The 22,097-nt window shown below is 37.2% G+C and carries 20 protein-coding genes, 1 pseudogene and 1 CRISPR repeat array (1 of these 22 running past the window's edge); of the genes and pseudogenes, 12 read left to right on the top strand and 9 right to left on the bottom strand.

The window, feature by feature from the left end; translation table 11 throughout:
• Window positions 1-1,159: direct repeats of the CRISPR family, unit length 33 nt; unit sequence ATTTCAATCCACTCACTCAATAAAGAGTGAGAC; it reaches 497 nt to the left of the window's first position.
• A 1,039-nt stretch (window positions 1,160-2,198) separates the two neighbouring features.
• Both V514_RS0112315 and V514_RS19215 read right to left on the bottom strand, forming a co-directional pair.
• Window positions 2,199-2,780, bottom strand: coding sequence for a hypothetical protein (locus V514_RS0112315; RefSeq protein WP_029500233.1), 582 nt, complete (start codon window positions 2,778-2,780; stop codon window positions 2,199-2,201).
• A 164-nt stretch (window positions 2,781-2,944) separates the two neighbouring features.
• Window positions 2,945-3,349 (bottom strand): VOC family protein, encoded by a 405-nt coding sequence (locus tag V514_RS19215; RefSeq protein ID WP_327059469.1) that lies wholly within the window; start codon window positions 3,347-3,349, stop codon window positions 2,945-2,947.
• 77 nt (window positions 3,350-3,426) lie between these two features.
• Between V514_RS19215 and V514_RS0112305 the strand changes: the two genes are divergently transcribed.
• A complete protein-coding gene (locus V514_RS0112305) occupies window positions 3,427-4,218 on the top strand; it encodes an NUDIX hydrolase (protein ID WP_051392473.1) in 792 nt (263 codons plus the stop codon).
• 211 nt (window positions 4,219-4,429) lie between these two features.
• On the opposite strand, the gene V514_RS0112295 is transcribed toward V514_RS0112305, so the two are convergent.
• Window positions 4,430-6,694, bottom strand: a complete 2,265-nt coding sequence (locus V514_RS0112295; RefSeq protein ID WP_029500230.1) for a right-handed parallel beta-helix repeat-containing protein — start codon at window positions 6,692-6,694, stop codon at window positions 4,430-4,432.
• Between the two features lie 127 nt (window positions 6,695-6,821).
• Entirely contained in the window at window positions 6,822-6,947 is a 126-nt protein-coding gene (locus V514_RS20780; protein ID WP_268744217.1) for a hypothetical protein, read from the bottom strand.
• Window positions 6,948-7,327: 380 nt separating this feature from the next.
• Here V514_RS20780 and fabG point away from each other — a divergent pair, with 380 nt between their 5' ends.
• From fabG to mprF, 5 genes are all read left to right on the top strand, one after another.
• Window positions 7,328-8,056: a 3-oxoacyl-ACP reductase FabG gene (gene fabG, locus V514_RS0112285; RefSeq protein ID WP_029500229.1), complete on the top strand. Its 729-nt coding sequence runs from the start codon at window positions 7,328-7,330 to the stop codon at window positions 8,054-8,056.
• Window positions 8,057-8,235: 179 nt separating this feature from the next.
• Window positions 8,236-8,514, top strand: coding sequence for a hypothetical protein (locus tag V514_RS0112280; protein WP_161630205.1), 279 nt, complete (start codon window positions 8,236-8,238; stop codon window positions 8,512-8,514).
• A 61-nt stretch (window positions 8,515-8,575) separates the two neighbouring features.
• The gene (locus V514_RS0112275; RefSeq protein WP_029500227.1) at window positions 8,576-8,764 is read left to right on the top strand and encodes a hypothetical protein; all 189 of its coding nucleotides are present in this window, start codon (window positions 8,576-8,578) and stop codon (window positions 8,762-8,764) included.
• A gap of 136 nt (window positions 8,765-8,900) precedes the next feature.
• Entirely contained in the window at window positions 8,901-9,590 is a 690-nt protein-coding gene (locus V514_RS0112270) for an alpha/beta fold hydrolase (RefSeq protein ID WP_029500226.1), read from the top strand.
• 1 nt (window position 9,591) lies between these two features.
• Window positions 9,592-12,105 (top strand): bifunctional lysylphosphatidylglycerol flippase/synthetase MprF, encoded by a 2,514-nt coding sequence (mprF, locus tag V514_RS0112265; RefSeq protein WP_035944804.1) that lies wholly within the window; start codon window positions 9,592-9,594, stop codon window positions 12,103-12,105.
• Window positions 12,106-12,174: 69 nt separating this feature from the next.
• On the opposite strand, the gene V514_RS0112260 is transcribed toward mprF, so the two are convergent.
• Together V514_RS0112260 and V514_RS0112255 are read right to left on the bottom strand one after the other, a co-directional pair.
• Window positions 12,175-12,420, bottom strand: a complete 246-nt coding sequence (locus V514_RS0112260) for a hypothetical protein (RefSeq protein ID WP_029500224.1) — start codon at window positions 12,418-12,420, stop codon at window positions 12,175-12,177.
• A 225-nt stretch (window positions 12,421-12,645) separates the two neighbouring features.
• Window positions 12,646-12,996 carry a VOC family protein gene (locus V514_RS0112255; RefSeq protein ID WP_029500223.1) on the bottom strand — a complete coding sequence of 117 codons (351 nt, stop codon included), beginning with the start codon at window positions 12,994-12,996 and terminating at the stop codon, window positions 12,646-12,648.
• A 168-nt stretch (window positions 12,997-13,164) separates the two neighbouring features.
• Between V514_RS0112255 and V514_RS19210 the strand changes: the two genes are divergently transcribed.
• The 4 genes from V514_RS19210 to V514_RS0112235 all read left to right on the top strand — a co-directional run bounded on the left by V514_RS19210 (window position 13,165) and on the right by V514_RS0112235 (window position 17,814).
• The gene (locus V514_RS19210) at window positions 13,165-15,204 is read left to right on the top strand and encodes a bifunctional metallophosphatase/5'-nucleotidase (protein ID WP_035944802.1); all 2,040 of its coding nucleotides are present in this window, start codon (window positions 13,165-13,167) and stop codon (window positions 15,202-15,204) included.
• 145 nt (window positions 15,205-15,349) lie between these two features.
• The gene (locus tag V514_RS20865) at window positions 15,350-16,825 is read left to right on the top strand and encodes a methyl-accepting chemotaxis protein (RefSeq protein ID WP_029500222.1); all 1,476 of its coding nucleotides are present in this window, start codon (window positions 15,350-15,352) and stop codon (window positions 16,823-16,825) included.
• A gap of 65 nt (window positions 16,826-16,890) precedes the next feature.
• Window positions 16,891-17,151 carry a metal-sensitive transcriptional regulator gene (locus V514_RS0112240; protein WP_029500221.1) on the top strand — a complete coding sequence of 87 codons (261 nt, stop codon included), beginning with the start codon at window positions 16,891-16,893 and terminating at the stop codon, window positions 17,149-17,151.
• 180 nt (window positions 17,152-17,331) lie between these two features.
• Window positions 17,332-17,814, top strand: a complete 483-nt coding sequence (locus V514_RS0112235; RefSeq protein ID WP_029500220.1) for an alpha/beta fold hydrolase — start codon at window positions 17,332-17,334, stop codon at window positions 17,812-17,814.
• A 298-nt stretch (window positions 17,815-18,112) separates the two neighbouring features.
• Here V514_RS0112235 and V514_RS0112230 read toward each other — a convergent pair whose 3' ends face one another.
• Window positions 18,113-18,790 carry a YczE/YyaS/YitT family protein gene (locus tag V514_RS0112230; RefSeq protein WP_029500219.1) on the bottom strand — a complete coding sequence of 226 codons (678 nt, stop codon included), beginning with the start codon at window positions 18,788-18,790 and terminating at the stop codon, window positions 18,113-18,115.
• A gap of 168 nt (window positions 18,791-18,958) precedes the next feature.
• Window positions 18,959-19,900, bottom strand: a pseudogene (locus V514_RS20925) (RNA-guided endonuclease TnpB family protein).
• A 282-nt stretch (window positions 19,901-20,182) separates the two neighbouring features.
• Here V514_RS20925 and V514_RS20440 point away from each other — a divergent pair.
• Complete coding sequence (locus tag V514_RS20440) at window positions 20,183-20,338, top strand: hypothetical protein (protein ID WP_161630204.1); 156 nt, start codon at window positions 20,183-20,185, stop codon at window positions 20,336-20,338.
• Between the two features lie 12 nt (window positions 20,339-20,350).
• On the opposite strand, the gene V514_RS0112215 is transcribed toward V514_RS20440, so the two are convergent.
• Window positions 20,351-20,953: a hypothetical protein gene (locus V514_RS0112215; RefSeq protein ID WP_029500218.1), complete on the bottom strand. Its 603-nt coding sequence runs from the start codon at window positions 20,951-20,953 to the stop codon at window positions 20,351-20,353.
• A 345-nt stretch (window positions 20,954-21,298) separates the two neighbouring features.
• Here V514_RS0112215 and V514_RS0112210 point away from each other — a divergent pair, with 345 nt between their 5' ends.
• Window positions 21,299-22,033 carry a glucose 1-dehydrogenase gene (locus V514_RS0112210; protein WP_029500217.1) on the top strand — a complete coding sequence of 245 codons (735 nt, stop codon included), beginning with the start codon at window positions 21,299-21,301 and terminating at the stop codon, window positions 22,031-22,033.
• Window positions 22,034-22,097: the final 64 nt, after the last annotated feature.

The raw sequence follows: 22,097 nt of genomic DNA, 5'->3' as shown, positions 1-22,097 counted from the left end.
AGAGTGAGACGCTACGTTATCAATTAAATTTTGTGCGTTCATTTTATTTCAATCCACTCACTCAATAAAGAGTGAGACATAAATATCAATCAGCTATCCTTGATCGTCTAATGATTTCAATCCACTCACTCAATAAAGAGTGAGACCCGAAGCTCGTAACACGCGATAAAAACTTATCGATAATTTCAATCCACTCACTCAATAAAGAGTGAGACTGCAGCTAGAAAAAAGACAAGGTTAAGTCAAAGCATTTCAATCCACTCACTCAATAAAGAGTGAGACAGGTAGTGTCAAAGGCTATAAGATTTTTATTTTTATTTCAATCCACTCACTCAATAAAGAGTGAGACCAAAATCTAAGTAAGCGATAGGAAACAACGAGCCATTTCAATCCACTCACTCAATAAAGAGTGAGACCCAAGCTACAAACAAAGCAGCAAATTGTATACAGATTTCAATCCACTCACTCAATAAAGAGTGAGACATGGTTGGGCCCTTCGCCTTCATTCCTTTGAAATATTTCAATCCACTCACTCAATAAAGAGTGAGACAATTGATTTGAGTTTTGCTGGCTTATCCATCCCTTTATTTCAATCCACTCACTCAATAAAGAGTGAGACGTCGTAAAATTACGTTTGCCAATATGCTCGTCGTAATTTCAATCCACTCACTCAATAAAGAGTGAGACGATAACATGGCTAAAGGTGCTATGAATCAAGTTGAATTTCAATCCACTCACTCAATAAAGAGTGAGACAAACCGCTTCATTTTCTTCGTGTTGGATAACCGTATTTCAATCCACTCACTCAATAAAGAGTGAGACTCATGCGAGATATACCGCATAGTGTAAATGTTTTAATTTCAATCCACTCACTCAATAAAGAGTGAGACGGGGAACAAGTTCGGAAACGGAGTTAAAACCTTCTATTTCAATCCACTCACTCAATAAAGAGTGAGACGTTTGGGTGTTGAGCAAAGCAACTTACGAGCGTATATTTCAATCCACTCACTCAATAAAGAGTGAGACCGCTTTGGCGATTGGACAGGGAGCCATTTTAGACATTTCAATCCACTCACTCAATAAAGAGTGAGACAAACGTTTAAGCAAGTTTAAGGAAAACAGCGAAATTTCAATCCACTCACTCAATAAAGAGTGAGACGGCGAACGCTTAATAAATTCAGCTGAATTTATCATGAATTCACTATTTCTTTCTAAACTTTTTCTATTTAAAGAGAACAAACATGATTTCTTTCTTTAAACAGTGAAAAAACGGGTGCGAATACACCAGGAAATATATGAGCGCTTCCTATTCGCACCTTTTTACCTATTATACAATGTACGCCTTCTTTTTCCTAACCTCTTCCGAAGAAATGGCTTTCGCAATATGAGTCCTCCACTAAGTAACATTTAAAAATCGAATCCCCTCTCACAAATTAGCTCTCACCTCAAGAAGCGTGTTTTCGATACGACATATTTCTGAATATGCGTCACGTTTAAGTAGATACGCCTAGAAAAAAGCGAATCATTTGCTGATTGTTGTCATTTTCTCAAATAACTACTACTTGTGTGGCGATAGTTACGACAACTTTGTAACGTGGCCTCCTCAAAAGCGGACAAAAAATGCCCGTTACGATTCATTTTTGACCCCATTTCTACCGATAACGGGCTTTTTCCGCACAAACACTTTGCTAGATCGAGTGCAGCGTGTCGCATTTTTTATTTTTTTGAATAAATGACAGCATTTTTTCAAACGCGCAATTTTTCGTGCGAAAACCGACCGTCAGAGCGCCAAAATCGACCGCTTTTGGCCTGTTTCGGGCAAAAACAGCACAAAATGATTTCTTAAAAATTGCAAGCATTTGTTTTTTTATCGTAAATAAAAATTTACGTTGACAGCTTTTTGCATGATGCTTACTAAAATCCCTTTTTTTCGTGCGTAAATAGACTTTGTTTGGCACTTATTTTCAATTATGTTGTATCCAAAACACGCTTCTTGGGCTCCTAGCTATTTTCTGATGAGCGATTCGTGAGCAGACATATCAAAAATAAATCGCCGCTTCGGAATGTGCAATCTTGCCAAGCGTATTAAAAAAACAAACAAAAAAAATAAATCGCCTACATAAGCGATTTATTTTTTGTAAACAGTTTTACTAATTTACTTTTAAACAAAGGAGCTGGTACAACGAAGTTAGCGCAAATTAGATTTTGCCACAAGAAACGCAACGACGGTCAGGGTCATCTTCACCATATAGGCGTAACTCTTTTACAACGCCACAGCTTTCACAGCGTCCCATTGAGATTTGAGGTAATATACCTTGGCGTGCTAGCGGTAGCCACTCAGTCATATACATTTCATAGGTCATACCATAGTCGATAAGCATAAGTTTACCTTCTTTATTTAATGCATAATTGCTGCTGTCAAAAATATCATAGCAATCCATTTCATCTTTTAATAAATGAATTGCTTGGCGTAAAGAATCGGTGACACGAGGGTCCGTTTCAAAGTCAATTGCATAATTGCCAAGGTCAGCGGGCACAGGGCGATAGTATGGTTGTACACATACATTCTCATCCATATGTAAAATAGGTGCCACGTTTGCATGCAAGTTTTCTTGATATAGGCGCTCGTACATTTGCTGTTCTAAATGACTTTGTTTTTCACCAAGCGGGTGTAAAAAGGTCTTTACGACAAACTGGTCAAAGCGATCCACTTTACGTGTTGACCCCAGACCGATGAATTTTCCTACTGTTTTTGGTGTTACGTGTAATAGTTGAATCATAGATAACCAGCTCCTTTAATTGTTCTATAATTTATCCTATTATATAACAGATATAAATAAAATCAAGTAGTTATAGAACAAAAAATAGATTTTTTGTATAAAGTAGTTAAAAAAATAAAAAAAGAGCTACATTTAACATGTAACTCTGTTATATATCAGATTAACTATTCATAATTAAATTGCCATTCAATATCATATTTATCGCGAAGAGAACCATACAGTGGGCTGAAGAACATTTCTTGTAACTCCATAAAGACTTCGCCCTCTTCAGCAAGTTTGGCGAAAGCTTGGCGCATAAATTGTTCATCATTTGAAATGACTGCGAGCGTGACATTATTGCCGATTGTTGTTGGAGTACCATTAAATGTATCAGAAAACATAATTTTTTCGCCAGCCACTGTTACGTAGCCATGCATAACTCGATTTTCCGCGTTTTCTGGTAAGGGATGTTCTGGGTTTTCAGGAGCTTCACCAAATGTCATAATAGAAGTATCGGTACTTTGGAAAACGTCTGCATAGAAAGAGATTGCTTCCGTTGCTTCGCCATTAAAAATTAAATAAGGTGTAATCAGAAAAATTCCTCCTTAAATATAAGATAGTATATTATTCCCGTTTAGTAGTAAAATAATCGATGAAGGTGATAAAAATGGATACAGAAAATATGACGGAACAACAATTTATTGAATGGTATCAAGCCCATGAAAAAGGGAAATATGAAACGCCTAGTATGACAACAGATATGATTATTTTGGCAAATAAAGAAGAAAAATTACAGTTGCTATTAATACAGCGTAAGCAACATCCTTTTAAAAATAGTTGGGCATTTCCTGGAGGCTTTGTCGATATGGATGAAGATTTAGACACAGGTGCAGCGCGCGAATTACGTGAAGAAACAGGTCTTGAAAATGTATATGCTACGCAGTTGTATACTTGGTCTGATGTTGAGCGCGACCCACGAATGCGTGTAATTAGTACGTCTTATTTAGCATTAGTTGAGCGTGATGCGTTATTGACTGCAAAGGCGGCAGATGATGCAGCAGATGTAGCACTGTTTACAATAACGTTACCGCTTGTGAAAAAGCAGTTAGGCACGCAACAAGTGACACTGCATTTAAGCCATGCTGAAAAAGGACAATTGTCAGCGGAACTTGCCATCACCTATACACAAGTCGGCAAACAATGGCATGAAGAATTAACTATCCTCGACAAGCAAGGAATAGCATTCGATCACGCAAAAGCAATTGTTTATGCAGTTTTGCGCTTACGTGAGCGTATTCATTATTCACCCATTGCACTTGAATTATTACCACAACAATTTTCTTTTGAACAATTGAAGCAAGCTTATGAGGCGATTGCATACGAACAACTAGCAAAACCAACCGTTTTACAATTTGTAGAAAAGGTAGCGATGGACACGTATCAAGCGAAACAAGTTTAAATGTTTACAAATTTACTTGTTTCAGCTGATTATACGATTAAAAAAGAAGAGGCTGGAACAAAACATTTCATTTTCTTTTTTAGCGTTCGCAACAAAAAACCAGAATCGCACCACAGCGCGATTCCGGTTTTTCTAATGCTCATCTGAGATGGTGTTTTTACACTTATTTCCCAGCATCTTATTTTGTTTACATGTAAAAAAGTTTATTGATTTACGAACTGCGTTTACGGTACATCATATAACCATTTAATGAAACCGTTGAATTATCGAATAGGGTTGCTCCGCGTTCATTAGCACGTTTAGGCGCCACTTGGCATTCTGTTAATACCGCTTCACTATTCCCTTCCAAATAAAATTCATCTTTTTCATGTTGTTTAAATGTACTGTTTGTAAACGTAATTTGACTTGATTTGCCACGAACGCCATAATCAGCTCCGCCAGCAATCAAACATTTTTTTCCGATGATTGTACTTTGGTCTACAATCATTGTTGGGTATTGATGATCTACGCATGTTACAAGATTGAACGTAGCATTTACTTTATTTGTTAATGTAAATGCCGTACCGCCGCGATTGAAGTGAACTTGTTGTAATTGTAATGTTGAGCGCGTCGCTTCAAATTGTGTCGCAGTATTTTGTGAAAATAACACATCTAATAAATTAAATGAGCTACTTACAGCAGAAATACCATGCTGTTTATTGTTGGATAATTGACCATCATTTAATGTGACCGTTGCACCTTTTGTATAAATGCCACTACCATTATTAATAAACTGTGTATGTTCGAGTGATAGTGTACAATATTCACTTGCAAGTCCATATTGTTTTGCACTACTAAATTTTCCTTTGTTGAGCAATAAATGACCATTTTCAATACAGCGAATGCCATCGAGTTGTTGATTTTCACATTCTATTGTATTGATTGTTAATTTACTATTATTCGCATAAATCCCATATGTGCCGTCGTAAAGTGTTATATTTTTCAAAATAGCTTCACTGTTTAAAATATCAATATTACAATCTTGATTGCTATGGAATGATAAATTTTCAGCCGTGCCGCTACTACGGTCATTGATTTGGAGTGCAACAGCACGTGCATTTGAAATTTGTAAGTTTTCAATTTTAAATTGTGTTTGGGACAAGAAGATGGATGGAAAATCAGATGGGTGTCCCATTACTGAAATATCTTGTAAGTGAACAGCACTGTTTTTGGCGTTAATATCATTCCCGCCACAGCGATCAAAGCGGCAACGCGCAATCATTACGTCACATTGTGCTGCAACTGTAATATGATTTTTTGCTGCAATGATAAATGCACAATCTTCAATTGTCGCTGTTGCTTGCTCAGCTAATAACAGCGCGCTCGCTAATTCAGCTTGGAATTCAGCATTTGCTATTGTCAACTGTCCACCAACTACTTCTAGTTGTACACTGCGATGTGTTATAAAATGAGCGTTTTGAATAGTCAGCGTTGAGTGCATTGCAAGAATCGCACGATGACTGCCGCGATAAAAGGTAGTATTGTCGATATGTAATTGACAATTGTCTAATTGAAGCTGTGCTTTGTCTTTTCCTTTATGCTCCATAACTTTACAGTTATCTAAATAAATGGCGCTCTCTTGCGCTAAAATGGCATGACTTTCTCCATGAGTTAATTCACTATTCGTTGCGCGGAATGTTGAGTTTTGAGACGCTACTATTTGACTGTCTGCTGTTTGTGTGAAAAATGATGACGAAACGACTGCTTGACTATCCAATAATGTTACATGTTTTTTTGCTTTTTGTAGTTGACAATTTGTTAATACTATCGATGATTGCGCCAATTCAATTTGTGTGCCCGTTGTATGATCAGAGAAGTAGCTTGCAGAGACGTTAAGCGTTGTTTTGGTTGTGGCAACAATGGCTTGAACGGCATGTTGAAAGCGATTATGCGAACTAATAATATGACTTTCTTCTGCATGAAGCTGTGTTTTTAACTGATTTTTGAATAAAGTATGCTCAATTGTAAGTTGGCATGTTTTTGCAAAAATCGCATAATACTTGCCAGTGAACTGACATTTTGAGATTGTCGCCGTTGTTTGTGAAAGCTTTAAAAAAGCTTTATTCACGTCTTTTGCAGCGCTTTCAAAATGGCAATCACTAAAGTGCAACTCGGCTTGCTGTGCCATAATTGTATGTGCTGTGTAACTACTAGCAAAACGGCAATTTTCAAAGTGTGCCGTCGCTTCTTGCATTTCAATTACGTTCTCAAATTGTACATTTTGAATGGTAATTGCAATGTCAGGAGCTACAACGATATCCCCGACAATACTCACCGCGCCATGACCATGAATTGTCACCGATTTGCGTAGGACGAGTACTTCATCGTATGTCCCCGCTGAAACTTCTATGCAGTCATTGTCCTCTGCATGCTCTAAAGCTTCTAATAATGAATGATAAGCTTCATCTTTATAAGGTGAAACGTATAATACCGCCATCGAAACTCCTCCTTTTGTTTATTATACAAAATATTTACAGAAAGTGATAATGCTATTCTATTCATTAATTATATACATATAGTAAATTATGTGCATAAAAAAAACGCGATTTTATTCGCGCTATCGATTATTTTTTAATATGTGATGTTATCGGTGACTTTTTTTTAATTTTCTTTGGCTGTGCGTCTATTAAAAATGCAAAGATGCCTAATTCTTTGCGAATATTTAATGGTTGTGTCGCTAAATTGCTCATATTAATCGCCTCGTTTAATAAATTTTTTAATAATGTTCCTGTTCATAACAGTATATAACCTTTTGTTCATCAGATTATAAGATTTTTGTTGAGAAATTGTAAATTTACAAAATACTTCATTTGAAACGGTCAAATATCCCGAAATGTGTAACTATTTTTTCAAAAAAATTCAAAAAATTACAAATAAAACATATTAAATTTGGAAAATTTGTTATAATTAATATGTATTTTAGGAATATAGATGAATCGTCTGTTCTATTTTTTAAAGTACAGTACTATTTACGAAGATTAATTGAAAAATTGTCGTAAATAGAATAGCCAACACTGTCGCAGGGGTGTGACGAAAAGTGTTGAGCGAATTTATATTAGGAGGGTTTTATATGCGTTTAGAGAACAAAGTAGCCATTATTACTGGCGCTGCAAATGGTATTGGGGAAGCAGCGGCGAAAAAATTTGTGGCTGAAGGAGCAAAAGTCGTTGTGGCGGATTTTGCTGATCACGGTGAAGAAGTAGCGAAAAATCTTGGGGATTCTGCTCGCTTCTTCAAAGTAAATGTTTCGGATAGAGAAAGTGTTGCTGCAATGGTGAAGTTTGCAATTGATCAATTTGGGACGGTTGATATTCTTGTAAACAATGCTGGTATTACGCGCGATGCGATGCTACACAAAATGTCAGAAGAGCAGTTTGATCAAGTAATGAATGTCAATATTAAAGGGGCGTTCAACTGTACGCAAGCTGTGTATCCAATTTTAAAAGAAAAACAATATGGTCGTATCATTTCTACATCTTCAGTAAGTGGTATTTATGGCAACATCGGGCAAACAAATTATGCCGCTTCAAAAGCTGCAATTGTTGGCATGACAAAATCATGGGCAAAAGAATTTGGTCGAAACGGTGTGACAGCAAATGCTGTAGCACCAGGATTCATTAAAACGGCCATGGTTGCGGCAATGCCTGACAAAGTTATTGCTAAGATGGAAGCAACAATTCCATTGCAAAAATTAGGAGAGCCAGAAGATATTGCAAATGCCTATGCATTTTTAGCATCAGATGAAGCTAAATATATTACAGGGCATGTATTACATGTAGATGGCGCAATTATGATGTAGGAAAAACCCTACCATATTTTAAGTAAAAGGTGAAATTGCATTTATTGCGATTTCATCTTTTTTATTGTCGAAAATAGCCCTTAAGTTGCAATTTTTTGATTAAAAAAATTCACAATGGGTATAGTTTAACAATAGACATAAATAGCTAGAAAACGTTGGATGCGCTCAATCATTTCATATTGTTGATAAAGAAAGGTGGAAAAATCATGAAAGCAATTATGAAAAAAATTGAACGAGATGCTATTGTGTTAGAATTGAACGGACAAGAATGTAAATTAATAATGGGAAGCGACATGAATCGCTTTTTACATGACATTATGAATGAAGGGTTATATGTTGAGGCAGTCCATTCCGATAAACAACGTGACTTATTAATGGCATCAGATAATCCGGATGCAGAAAAAATGTTAAATAAAGTTATGTCAGATACAACTAAGTGGCCAGATGTTTACCAATAGGTACTAGCGCATAATACGATAGCTACAAGTGTCTCAATATAAATTGAAAGAGGCGGTGAGTATGAATAGCCATCCTATTACATGTACAAAATGCAATCGGATTTTAAATTTACAAGACCGTATTGAAATTGATCATGGTACGTTTACAGCATTGCACCACCCGACATATGTTTATACATGCCCACATTGTGGACATATTGAAGCGAGCCATGATGACTTTGAAGAGAATGAACACTCTCTGTCATCGTGATAGAGAAAGAATCGTGCACGATGCGCGATTCTTTTTTTAATAGTAAAAATGTTTACAAGTAAATATTTTTACTTGTAGTCGAAACATTTTTAAAAATGAAACGTAGTACATATAGCCATAGAAAGGAGGGGGTTACATGCGCATGATTACAGCCGAAGATGGCTCTAAAATTTATTACAATATGTATGGAGAAGGAAAAACGATTGTTTTACTACATGGGAATTTTCAACATCACCGCTTTTTTGCAAAACAAATAAACTTTTTTTCACAGTACTATCGTGTTATTGCAATGGATACAAGAGATCAAGGGCGTTCTACGAATGAAGCAGCACAGTTAACATACGAATTAATTGTTCAAGATATTGCTCAAATTTTACAACAAGAAAAAATTGAACGCTGTGCAATTGTCGGATTCAGTGATGGAGCAAATATTGCATTAGCATATGCTTGTGCATTTCCTAAAAGTGTACCGAAGTTAGTATTATGTTCGGGAAATTTAACATTTGATGGATTATTAAAATCAAAACAACGGTCGTTAAAAGTGTTGGATTTTACATGTGAGCGAATTTTTCGATGGAATCGAGGGCATCGAATTTTACAATTAGCGATGCTCCCGGTTCCGGTAACGCCTGAAGCTGTGCGTGCGCTTGTTGATACGGAAGCATTTGTTGTCGTTGGTGAACAGGACATTATTAAGCAAGAGCACACAAATCAGTTAGTTAGGATGTTACCAAATGTACGGTACCATACAATGTTAAATCGTGGTCATACGATTCGGACCGTTGATGCTGAAATGATCGTCAAATTTTTAGAAGGGGGTGTGTAGTGTGGAGAAGAAGCGTAAAACGTGGATACCATATGTAAAGATCATTTTTCTTATTTCAGTCATCGTATTAGTAATGCGAGAAGTCCTTATCATTTCAAAACAAACGAACTTTACAAAATTGCAAACGACGATTCAAGATATTCCATTCATCTATTTAATAGGGATTGTTGCAGTCGGATTATTGGCAACTGCCATGATGCTAGGGTATGATTTTGTGTTAAATCGTATGCTCAATACAACGTATACAACAAGTTATATTTTAAAGTCTAGTTGGATTATTAATTCATTTAATAATTTGTTAGGTTTTGGTGGGCTTATTGGAAGTGGCTTGCGTTCAGAATTTTTTAGCCATAATGATACAGAACAAAAAGTAGTGTTAAAAAAAATTTCTTCTATCTTAGTATTTGCTTTATCAGGCCTCTCTATTTTAGCGATGATTGCGCTTGTCCTTGTATTAACAACGCTACATAATGGTTTTGTTGAACGTTATATTTTATGGCTTATCGCGGGGAGTTTATATTTCCCAATTGTTTATATTATGACAACACGCGCATCATGGATGAAAGAAATAACAGCAAAAGACCGCATACAATTAGTTAGCATTTCACTTGCTGAATGGTTTATGGTGCTTGTGACATTTTTAGTAGTAGGGGAAATATTACAGCAAGAAGTGCCATTACTCGAAGTGAGCGCTGTATTTGTCGTTTGTTCGATTATTGGTATTGCATCACTTGTACCTGGTGGATTAGGTAGTTTTGATGTTTTAATGATTATTAGTTTGCGTGCAATGGGTGTCGATAATGAAACGGCAGTCTCTTGGATTTTACTATATCGCGTTGCGTATTATTTCATTCCATTTGCACTTGGTACTAGCTTATTTGCAGGAAATTTAGGAACGCGTTTGAACAATCGTTTTGCGGGAATTCCAAAACAAGTCATTGAATTTAGTACAAAAAAATTATTAAGTGGGATGTTATTTTTAGCAGGTATTGTCCTTATTTTATCAAATACAGTACCCATTAATTTATATGTCAAAGAAAGTTCGTTCTCAACGGAGTTTGTGAGTACGATTATCGGAATTGTTGTCGGCTTTCTTTTAATATTATTTGGGCGAACATCGATTATGCGGCTGAAAAAATCATTTTGGCCGATGTGCTCAGTATTAGTCATCGGGATTGTTTATTGTGCGGTTGAAGATTATTCTTGGTTTACAGTCACGTACTTTATCGTGTTGCTATTGTTTGCATGGTTATCACGAAGTCGATTTACAAAGAACGATTTTGTTTACTCATGGGAGGCGCGCTGCTTTGATGGTATGATTTACGGGGCGCTCGTTATTTTGTATTTATTGATTGGGTATTTAATTAGTCCAAATATTCATTTTAAAAATCTACCGTTGAAAAACTTTACATGGGATTTCTATTTATTCCCATCAGAGCGTCTATGGTTTTATGGATTACTCGTTATTGCAGTCACGCTTGGTGCTGTATTACTGATGATGCGCTATTTAAAAGATTCGCCACAACAAGAGCCGGTATTTGAAGAACAACGCGTGCGACATGTGCTAGAGACATATGGTGGTACGGTCACGAGTCATTTAGCTTTCGTGCGCGATAAACAATTTTTCTTTTATCAAGAAGATGGTGAAGATGTGTTGTTTATGCAGTATCAGCGATTTGCTGATAAATGTATTGTGATGGGGGACCCTGCCGGGAAGCAGACAGCTATAAAAGCAGGGTTACAAGCAATGAAGCATGAAATGGCTAAACAAAATGTCAAACTCGTATTTTATGAGGTAGAACAGAAAACGGTTATGCAGTTGCATGAACTAGGTTTTGACTTTATTAAAATGGGTGAAGAGGGACACGTATATTTACCAGATTTTACGATGTCGGGGAAAAAGCGCAAAACGCTACGTGCAGCGATGAATAAAATTGAACGTGAAGGGCATACATTCGAAGTACTTATGCCACCCTTTACAGCAACTTTAATAGAGGAATTAAATACAATTTCAAATGAATGGTTAAATGGCCGTACAGAAAAAGGCTATTCAGTTGGGAGTTTTGATGTCTATTATTTGAATCAGGCACCGATTGGTATTGTAAGACGCAACGACGGGCGCATTGAAGCGTTTGTTACATTGATGCCGGCCCAGACGAATGCCATCATTTCCATTGATTTAATGCGCCATCGAAAAGATGCTGTTTCTGGAATTATGGATTATTTATTTACATCATTATTCACTTATTCACAGCAACAAGGCTATCGCTATTTTAATTTAGGAATGGCACCATTTTCTGAAGTAGGTGCATCAAGTGATAGCTTTATCGAAGAACGTTTAGCCTATTTTGTGTATCAATATGGTAACCGCTTCTATTCATTTAAAGGGTTGCGTTCCTACAAAGAAAAGTATGCTAACCATTGGCAGTCACGCTATACGGTTTATCCGAAACATTCTTCGTTAATTTTTGTCATGATTCAACTGCTCGTGTTAATTAATCGTGACCGTAGTTAATAAGTAAAGATGTTTACAAATAAACATGTAAAAAAGAATCCCGATGCAAGAGCATTAGGATTCCTTTTTTTATTGATAGTAGCGCAGTAATGATTGTGTAAAAATAAGCGCAATTGCAATGACAAAAATGGCTAATATAACATAACTTGTGCGCCATAAAAGTCGTTGTTGTTGTTCACGTTGTTCTAATAATGCATTTTCTTCTTCCTCTGTTAAACCATCGAGTGCTAATTCAACCTTGTCAGCAAATAAGTATGAGAAGAGGGCAATCATTAAAAATGCGCTAATAAATGCGATAATACCGAGAAGATACATGTCCGCACACCCCCATAATAATATCATCGGCTATAACTAACGTGATTCAACTATTCGTGTTAAATTTCTTAGTTATTAAATGATTATACATGTTTGTAATTGTGTCAAGTGGGTATTGATTAAGAAGGACTGTCTAGGAATTACACGGGGTGTGCAAAAAATTATTTTTGCACGCTTTTTGTATGAATGTAAAAAGGACTTGGTGTTTTTCACCAAGCCCTTTTTTTACGCTTCTTTTACAGCAAAATAGTGGTTTTCTGGATCAGCAAAATTGAATACGCGCTGTCCAGGCATATCAACAATTTCGCCGACTGTAATGCCAGCAGCCTTTAATTTAGCATGAAGTCCATCTAAATCATCGCTCGAAAATAATAGAGAGGGTGTTGCCATGTCTAATTCAGGGGACATTTTTGCGATTTGCTCGCGGTTGTGTAAAACAATAGTTGTTTCAGTTTCAGCGTGCGGTGCTAATTCAACCATATACATATCGCCATTGCTCATTTCATTTTTGACGACAAAATTAAAATGTGTCACCCAGAAATCTCGGATTGTTTTTTGATTTTCTACATATAACATAAGCTGTGCAAGTTACATAACATAGACTCCCTTTAAGCAAGTATAAGAATTTTGGAGCAATTTTAAAAAAATTGATGTAAATATGCCTAAAATAACTGTCTTTTTAGCTATTATCTATTATATACTATAAAGAAGAAAGACTATTTTGGCAATTTTAGGAGGATTTTAATGAAAAAGAAACAATTAACAGCAATCGCATTGAGTGCAACGATGTTAGCTTCAGCAGTCGCAGTAACTCCAGGGGTGGCAAGTGCGAAAACGACATACAAAATTGTTAATGGAAAATTAGTAGATGCTAAAACGAAAAAAGTAGTCAAAGGGTACAAAATGTTTAACGGCAAATTGTACAAGGACGGAAAATTATTTAAAGGTATTTATAAAGAAACATATTATAACAAAGGGAAAAAAGCGTCGTATTGGTATGAAGGGATTTATTATCATCAAGGAAAACCATACACAGGTTATTCAGGCCAACAAAAATTACGTTTCGATGATGGCCTACCATTAACAGGCACATATAAAAAGATTTTATTTGAAGATGGCAAACGCTTTAAAGGATGGAAAGATAAGAAATATTATATGAATGGGCTATTAGCGAACGGGAATGTGACGATTAATGGTCAAACATATAAATTTAAAGATGGTGTGAAACAAGATTTCTCATTAACAATTATGCATACGAATGACACACATGCACATTTAGATAGCGTTGCAAAACGTGTAACAGCAATTAACGAAATTCGTAAAGCGAATCCAAGTAATGTGCTATTAGATGCGGGCGATGTATTTAGCGGTACATTGTATTTTAACGAATTTAAAGGGCAAGCAGATTTAGAATTTATGAATATGATGGGCTACGATGCAGCGACATTTGGTAACCATGAGTTTGACTTAGGTTCATCTCCAGAAGGTCATCAAGCATTAGTAGACTTTATCAAAGGGGCGAAATTCCCGTTTGTTAGTGCGAACGTAGATTTCTCAAAAGATAATAAATTCCAAGGTTTATTCTCTGACATGGTAAGTTCAAAACCAGAAGAAGGTAAAATTTATTCGGGTATTATTAAAGAAGTAGACGGCCAAAAAGTGGGTATCTTTGGTTTAACAACAGCCGAAACAGCAGATATTTCAAGCCCGGGTTCTGTTGCTTTTGAAAATTATGTAGCAGAAGCGCAAAAAGCGGTGAAAGCTTTTAAAGGTCAAGATGTTGATAAAATTATCGCGTTAACACATATTGGTTATGATGATAGCCCAACATATGACAATGACCAAATTTTAGCGAAAACAGTTCGTGGCATTGACGTTATCGTCGGCGGGCATACACATACGAAGCTAGATAAAGTTGTGACCGTGAATGAAGATAATGATAAAAATGATAAGGCACCAACAGTTATTGTACAAACAGGTCAATATGGCGAAAACTTAGGTAATCTAAGTGTGACATTTGATAAAAAAGGTGAGGTTACTGCTTCTGAACAACATTTAGTGAAGGTAGAAGAGAAAGCAGAAGACCCGGTAGCGGCGGCTAAATTAAAGCAATATAAAGATCGTATTGCTGAAATTAGCAATGAAGAAACAGGCGTAGTAGCAGAGGAAGCATTAACAAATCCTCGCTCAACAGAAACGAGTAACGAAAGTGTTCGTTCAAATGAAACAGCGCTTGGAAACTACATTACAGATGGTATGTTAGCGAAAGCAAAAACGTTAAACGATAAAGTTGTATTAGCACTTCAAAACGGCGGCGGAATTCGTTCGGGAATCGATGCAGGGCCAATTACAGTAGGTGAAGTGATTACGGTATTGCCATTTGGTAACACGTTAGCAACGGTAGATATTTCAGGCGCAGACTTACGCGCAGCACTTGAACATAGCGTCAAAGAATCGCCGAAAGAAAATGGTGGTTTCTTACACATTGCAGGTGGTAAATACACATTTGATTCGTCAAAACCAGTTGGCTCACGTATCGTATCATTCCAAATCAAACAAGGCGATAATTTTGTCGATGTAAAAGATGATCAAACGTATACAATCGCGACAAATGCATTTACAGCAAAAGGTGGCGATGGTTTCACAACATTTGAAAAAGCATATAGTGACGGTCGTGTACAAGATCTAGGCTTATCAGATTGGGAAAACTTCGAAGAACATTTAAAATCATTAAAAACAGTAAATAATAAAACAGAGGGACGTATCGTAGACGTCGCTAAATAGCCAAAAATCCATAGACGCGCATATTTCAACAAAATATGCGCGTTTTTTTATTTTTTTTCTTATAAAAAGGAAAAGTAATCCAAAAAATAGTCACTTAGTATATAGTTTATAATGAATATAATAGGCTATTAAAGGGGTAGGAATAATGGTATTAGCATTTAGACGTAGCAAACATGAGCCGACATCGCAACTCGTCGCGACGTTAGAACAAATTGTCGAACAGTTAGAACAACATCAACCAATTTCAGTGCAATTACAAACATTGTCTACTAATGAACAAACGACGATAGAACGTTTGCTGCATGAAATACATATGCGTGACATGCGCATCGACAAGTTAGAAAAAGTAGCGACAGATGTTAGTATGGCAACACAATCTGGAAATTTTTATGCGATTGTTGCAAATGGTAATTATTTTGATGACCAAACGACGTTTTATTTTGGACCAGAGCTTCGTACATTATTAGGTTATGAATCTATGCAAGATTTGCCAGATCATCCATCATCCATTGCAAAAATTACACAGCCAGGTCATGCACAACAAATGGTTCAAGAAATGGAGCGTGAGTTTGCGAAAAAGCAACAAAGTTTTACGGTGATTCATGCCGCACGTCGTAAAAACGGTGAAAACTGCTTGCTTGAAATTACTTTTGAATGTCAGTATGAAACAGGTATGCTGCAAGCGGTTACAGGAGTTGTTGTTGATGTGACGGAACGAATCGCACAGCAGCAAACGCTTGACCAAACGATGGTAAAAGCTGAAACAATTAATAATCTAATTCAAGAAGCAGCATGGGGGCAACGTTTTACAGCACAAGGTGTTGAACTATGGTATTCGGCGCAATATCAAGAAATGTTTGGCTATCGTTCAGCGGCAGATTTACCGGCCACACCGCAAGCATTTTCGCAAACAGTATATGCCGAAGATGTTGATGATATGCAAACGTGGTATAGCGCTGTTTTAAAAGGACAGTCGCGTGATGCAGTTTACCGAATGCATCGCCAGGATGGACAGCTTATATGGGTACTTAATCGTATGCAGGCGGTGTATGATGATGCAGGACAATTACGCGAAGTGATTGGTGTACTACGAGATGTGACGTTAGAACGTACTGAACAAGACAAGGCAGCGGCAATGCAAACACAAATTGCAAGCCTCACAGCAGGTATTACGGAAATTGTAACGGGCGTTAATGTGATTGCGGTACAAGCAAAAAACTTAGCATCGGCACAGGAAAACTCAACGCAAGCAGCTGATGAAGCAAAAGTAAGTGCTGATAATACGCGTCAAATTTCGGGACTTATCCGCTCGATTGCCGAAGAAATTAATTTACTTGGTTTGAATGCGGCGATTGAGTCCGCTCGAGCAGGTGAGCATGGGAAAGGATTTGCTGTTGTTGCAGATCAAGTTCGTAAACTAGCGATTAGTAGTGCTGATGCAACTGTAGGCATTGAAACGAGCCTTGGAGATATGCAACACCAGATTGCGATTATTTTAGAGCATATGAAACAAAGTAGTCAATTAATTGAACATCAGGCAGCTTTAACTCAGCAAGTCAATGCATCAGTTGACGACATCAATGAGCTTAGTAAAAAGTTAATAATGACGGCAACGTATTAAAAAGTTGACTTATACGGTCAGGGGTATTATGATAAGGTCAGTAATCAACAAGAAAGGGTGGTTCGATGCAATACGATACAAAAGCGTTGAATCGTTTAAAACGTATCGAAGGTCAATTGCGTGGCGTTCTCCGCATGATGGAAGAAGGCAAAGACTGTAAGGAAGTCATTACGCAACTGAGTGCAATTCGCTCTGGCGTTGATCGCACAATTGGCGTTATCGTAACAGGCAATTTAGTAGAATGTATTCGTGATACTGAAGGCGATGATGATAAAATGAACGAAGTTGTACAAGAGGCGATCAATCTCGTCGTAAAAAGTCGATAAAGAGAAGTACTTTTAAAGAAAATTCTTTGAAAGTACTTTTTTTGTTGTGATTTTTCTAAATGAATAGAGGGTATATAGATATTGGAAAATAATAACTTTTATCATTTTTTCGCAGAAGACCCCCTCCTCAACGAGTGGAGCGAGTAGGAGGGGGATGAATGCGGTGCTTAAAAATGTATTTTGATTGCTTCTGCCTCAACGCGTGGTTATCCATTCTTTCTGCAAGCCCAACAACGTTATGCGGACACCAAAGAGGAAATTATTCACGATCCAATTGTGACGATACCGTTTGAAACGATGCAACGCATGAAAAATTATCCGGCTATTCAAGTAGTATGGGAGCAGCTTATTTATACGCATTATAAACCCGATAATGATCATTATGGACTATACTTACGTGATATATGTACACAACAAAATTTAGGAGACGTTTATTATGCGCTCCATACATTTGATATTACCGATGAACTTCATGAAATTAATGTGCCGATTCTCATTATTTATGGTGACCGTGACTATATTGTATCAGAAAATATGATACAAGTGATTATTACAGATTTTGGAGACAAGGCAGATGTTTTAAAAATTAAAGACTGTGGTCATTCGCCGATGGTTGACCAATTAAACATATTAACAGAAGCAATTGAAAAATTTATTGGATAAAATTTATCTTTTATTAGAAAACTGTAATAGATTTATGCTAGTATTGTAAGATACAGATTCTGTATAATTCGCTTACGCTTCTCTCACCCAATGAGAGAAGTTTTTTAATGGTTAAATTTCATGTAAAAAGCCCGTTACCTGGGGAGTAACGGGCTTTTTACTTATTTAGGGAGAATATAACATGGGTAAGAAGATTAGATTCTTACTAGTTACTATATTCCCACTTTACATTATTTGAAACGTAAATATTCAGATGAAAAATACATTTCAATGTTTACATGTAAATATGTTTAATTTTTTACTCATGTTTTTCAAACTTTGAATACATCATCCATGTAACGAGTGGGTGCTGCCATTTACGGATGAATACACCGAGGATTTTGCCGATAAATAACGCGGCAATCAATGTGCCGATGCCGATAGAACCTAATTGATGGACCGTTATTAAACAAACAATACCAGCGATTGCGACATTAATTAAATCGCTTGTTACTTTTGCTTTGCTAAAAGCCATATGGAAATGATCGCTAATGACATATGTTAATGCATCGTATGGCATCATCGGTAAGCGTGCCGATAAGTAGCCTAATAGACCTAGCGCCACGACAAATAAGCTAGCGATTAAATAAAGAATGCGTACTGGGAGTGTTTCGGGCATTGGGAGGAATGCTTGTACGAGCCAAAGTGTAAAATCTGTAAAAGAGCCAAAAAATAATGTAATGACAAATTGTGCTGTATAAGAACGCCACTTCCATTCGCGCGTAATAATAATTTGAATAACAATAAATAAGACGTTGGCGATGATGGTCGTCAAACCAACGGAAATGCCTGTTGCTAGTGTGAATGCATAGGCGAGAGAGGACACGGGCGAGACACCGAGCCCCGCGTAAATCGATAGACTAATACCAAGTGTTAATGTAAACAACCCAATTAAATAAATCGCAAGTTGTTTAATCGTTCGATCATAATGTTTCAAAAAATAGCCTCCTATTTTAAATGGTACTAATCGATAGTTTGAACTACCCCCACTTAGCCGTTCTGATGAACGCACTTGAAGTGGGGGATTCCTACGAACAGTGCCTGCTTGTTCCTCCTTGCTCGAAACAGCGGCTTCACTTCTATTAGTAGGCGAGCCCCGTAGTCCCTACGGTTGGGTTGTTTCAAAAAGACGTAATCCTTCGACTAAGATGTTGCGACTCGCATTGATGTCGCGGTCGAGGGTCGTGTGGCAGGATGGACAGACCCACTCGCGGATTTCTAAGGGTTTTTTGCCATCACAGTGCCCACATACATGACACAGCTGACTCGATGGGAAAAAGCGATTGATTTTCACGAGCTCTCGGCCATACCATTTTGCTTTGTACGTTAGTTTTTGAACGAATGAAGACCAAGACACATCGCTAATCGATTTCGCTAATTGATGATTTTTCAACATCCCTTTGGTGTTTAAATCTTCGACGCAAATGACATCGTACTGCCGAATGAACGCCGTCGTCAACTTGTGTAAGAAGTCCTCTCGCTGAAACGCGACTTTTTCACGCAAACGCGCCACTTTACGGCGTTGTTTTTGGTAATTCATACAGTCTCGTAAAGCCCGGTTGTCTTTTTTCGCTTGTTCGTAGCGGCGTGAAAGTTTTCGTTGCGCGCATCATCCGTCCGTCGAGTGCACGTGTTTGTTTGAATTTCACGCGTCCTAGTTTGTGTAACTTGATTTTGTTACCGACAATGGTGATATTATCATTCGTATTTTTAATCGTATAGCTTTGGACGGCGTTTTTCTTACTTTTAAAACGCGGATAATGGTTTTGTTTCTTAAAAAAAGTCCGAATGCATCGATCAAATGTTCGTAGGAGGTTTGTAAGGCACACTATCTACGTTGCGTAACTAGGCTGCGTCATCTTTTTTTCAGTTTGGTCAGCATTTTAGACATACTGGGGCGATTTAAGCCTTTTCCGTCTTCTTTATATGTATGCCACAATTCGAGGAAATGATGATAGACACAACGACAATGGCCGTGCGTTTGATGAATCAACGCTTGTTGGTCTTTGTTCGGATAGAGGCGAAATGGATATGCTTTGTAGCGCATGGCGAACACCTCCTTCTAGTTTAACACAAACAAATGTTCCATCTCTACTTTTAAGCACCGCATGCATCCCCGACCTACTCGCTCCACGCGTTGAGGAGGGGGTCTTCTGCGAAAAAATGATAAATTACCACTCATTGTATTAGGGCGTATGGAAGGCTAGTTGGATGTATGAAAATCTTTTAAATGTTTTTTATGAGCAAGGACTGGAGCCAAATGTTGAAATTGAATGCCATGATAGTAGTCTTGTACAGGCGCTTGTGAACAAAGATATGGGTACCGCTAATGGGTGTGCAACCAACACTTAATATGCGTATCATGCCGATTGATGATTTGCATATTATTTTTGAGCCGGTGCTACTTCATCGCAAAGAACGTGAACTTTCTCCAAAGGCACAGCATTTTTTAGCGATTCTAATGGAAGAACTAACCGAAGCATAAACCAACCATTTGCTACGCCATTGAATTGATGATCACTTGTGCGCGCTCAATGGTTGTCAGCCCAGATGCTAGTTTTTTTGATGCGGATGATAGGGCAGTCGCGTTTTGTGTTTGAATAAGCTTTTGAAATTGTTTTGTTGCGTCTGCATAATGCGTGAGTCCTTTTTTATAAAGTATTAAATAATTGGTTTGCTGTGTCGTTAAATTTTCATCGGCAATTAATAGATTGAGTGATTGAATCCGTTCGGCTAACATCGTAGCGAATTCTTCGTTTGAGGCTTGCAATGTATCAAATTGTTTTGTTGCTGCTAATTGTTGTAAATCTTCAACTTGCATCGTAAATGAATCGCCAAAGCGTTCTGTATAGGTTAGTTTTGCAAGAAATTGTTCATTCGTTAAGGTTTCGGGTATATGAACGGTCGATTGATCATCCAATTGTTTGTAGAGCATGACACTTTGCATAACAGTGACACCAAGTAATGCGATAAACAAACCAGTTAGGAGTCCAGACCATAATTTTCGGCGCTGATATTTTTGAACATAACGAATGCCTACTAAATTGACAGCAACTAACACCGCAGCTGTAATTAATGTATTTTCAACTGTTTGATTCATAACAAAGCTCCCTTCGAAAAAAATCCATATCAATCCATTACCGTTCATGCTAACGATAAAACAATGCCGATTGGTTCTTTCTTTTAGCAATAGCGATGTGGCGATAAAGTTGTGGAAATGACATCGATAAGGTAGTCAAAAGTTTTAGAAAATGCGAGCGTAAAACTTGACTTAAGTTGTGAAAAGCTTTACTTGATAATTTGCTTGAACTTTAAACATTGTCAGTAATAGTAAGTATTCTTTAATGTTAAAGTAATTGAGGGTTTTTCGTTGACATGTCATGAAGAAAGGTGTTAACTTACAAGTGTAGTCAATATCTACACACATATAAGGAGGCTATTTATTATGGCACGTTTAGAAGGCAAAGTAGCAATTATCACAGGCGCAGCACAAGGTATGGGTGCGGCCCACGCAAAATTATTCATTGAAGAAGGCGCAAAAGTTGTTTTAACTGACTTGAACGAAGAAAAAGGTCAACAAACTACCGCTGAACTTGGCGACAATGCAATTTTCGTGAAACAAAATGTTACAAGCGAAGAAGATTGGAAAGCAGTTGTAGATAAAGCAGTAGAAGCATTCGGTAAAGTTGATGTATTAGTAAACAACGCTGGTATCACAATGGCAAAATCTATTTTAGAAATGTCACTTGCTGATTACCGCAAAATCGTTGAAATCAACCAAGTATCTGTATTCTTAGGTATTAAAGCTGTTGCTCCTACAATGATCGACGGCGGTAAAGGTTCAATCGTCAACATTTCATCTATAAACGGTTTAGTAGGTGGCGCTGCAGGTTACACTGATACAAAATTCGCAGTACGTGGTTTAACAAAAGCAGCAGCTCTTGAATTATCTCGTCAAGGCATTCGCGTAAACTCTGTACACCCAGGCGTTATCGCAACACCAATGGTTGTTCAAGAAGATACAAAAGCAGCTGTAGAAGAATTCTCTAAACATATTCCAATCGGCCGCGTAGCAGAACCTGCAGAAGTATCAAACTTAGTATTATACTTAGCTTCTGATGAATCTAGCTACTCAACTGGTTCAGAATTCGTTATTGATGGCGGCTTAACTGCACAATAATTGATTCATTATAAAAAAGGAATTGCGCTTCACTTAGCGTAATTCCTTTTTTTGTGCTAATTTA

Origin of the sequence: Kurthia huakuii LAM0618 (genome assembly GCF_000505545.1) — a bacterium.
Lineage (GTDB): Bacteria > Bacillota > Bacilli > Bacillales_A > Planococcaceae > Kurthia > Kurthia huakuii.
This window is presented reverse-complemented; position numbering and strand designations above follow the sequence as displayed.

Bases quoted from the DNA above. Each gene is read 5' to 3' on its own strand.
- V514_RS19210 (WP_035944802.1), top strand. From the start codon at position 13,165: ATGAAAAAGAAACAATTAACAGCAATCGCATTGAGTGCAACGATGTTA.
- fabG (WP_029500229.1), top strand. From the start codon at position 7,328: ATGCGTTTAGAGAACAAAGTAGCCATTATTACTGGCGCTGCAAATGGT.
- V514_RS0112260 (WP_029500224.1), bottom strand. From the start codon at position 12,420: ATGTATCTTCTCGGTATTATCGCATTTATTAGCGCATTTTTAATGATT.
- V514_RS0112270 (WP_029500226.1), top strand. From the start codon at position 8,901: ATGCGCATGATTACAGCCGAAGATGGCTCTAAAATTTATTACAATATG.
- V514_RS0112210 (WP_029500217.1), top strand. From the start codon at position 21,299: ATGGCACGTTTAGAAGGCAAAGTAGCAATTATCACAGGCGCAGCACAA.
- V514_RS0112240 (WP_029500221.1), top strand. From the start codon at position 16,891: ATGCAATACGATACAAAAGCGTTGAATCGTTTAAAACGTATCGAAGGT.
- V514_RS0112305 (WP_051392473.1), top strand. From the start codon at position 3,427: ATGGATACAGAAAATATGACGGAACAACAATTTATTGAATGGTATCAA.
- V514_RS0112295 (WP_029500230.1), bottom strand. From the start codon at position 6,694: ATGGCGGTATTATACGTTTCACCTTATAAAGATGAAGCTTATCATTCA.
- V514_RS0112255 (WP_029500223.1), bottom strand. From the start codon at position 12,996: ATGTTATATGTAGAAAATCAAAAAACAATCCGAGATTTCTGGGTGACA.
- V514_RS0112275 (WP_029500227.1), top strand. From the start codon at position 8,576: ATGAATAGCCATCCTATTACATGTACAAAATGCAATCGGATTTTAAAT.
- V514_RS0112215 (WP_029500218.1), bottom strand. From the start codon at position 20,953: ATGAATCAAACAGTTGAAAATACATTAATTACAGCTGCGGTGTTAGTT.
- V514_RS20865 (WP_029500222.1), top strand. From the start codon at position 15,350: ATGGTATTAGCATTTAGACGTAGCAAACATGAGCCGACATCGCAACTC.
- V514_RS0112315 (WP_029500233.1), bottom strand. From the start codon at position 2,780: ATGATTCAACTATTACACGTAACACCAAAAACAGTAGGAAAATTCATC.
- V514_RS20440 (WP_161630204.1), top strand. From the start codon at position 20,183: ATGGGTGTGCAACCAACACTTAATATGCGTATCATGCCGATTGATGAT.
- V514_RS20780 (WP_268744217.1), bottom strand. From the start codon at position 6,947: ATGAGCAATTTAGCGACACAACCATTAAATATTCGCAAAGAATTAGGC.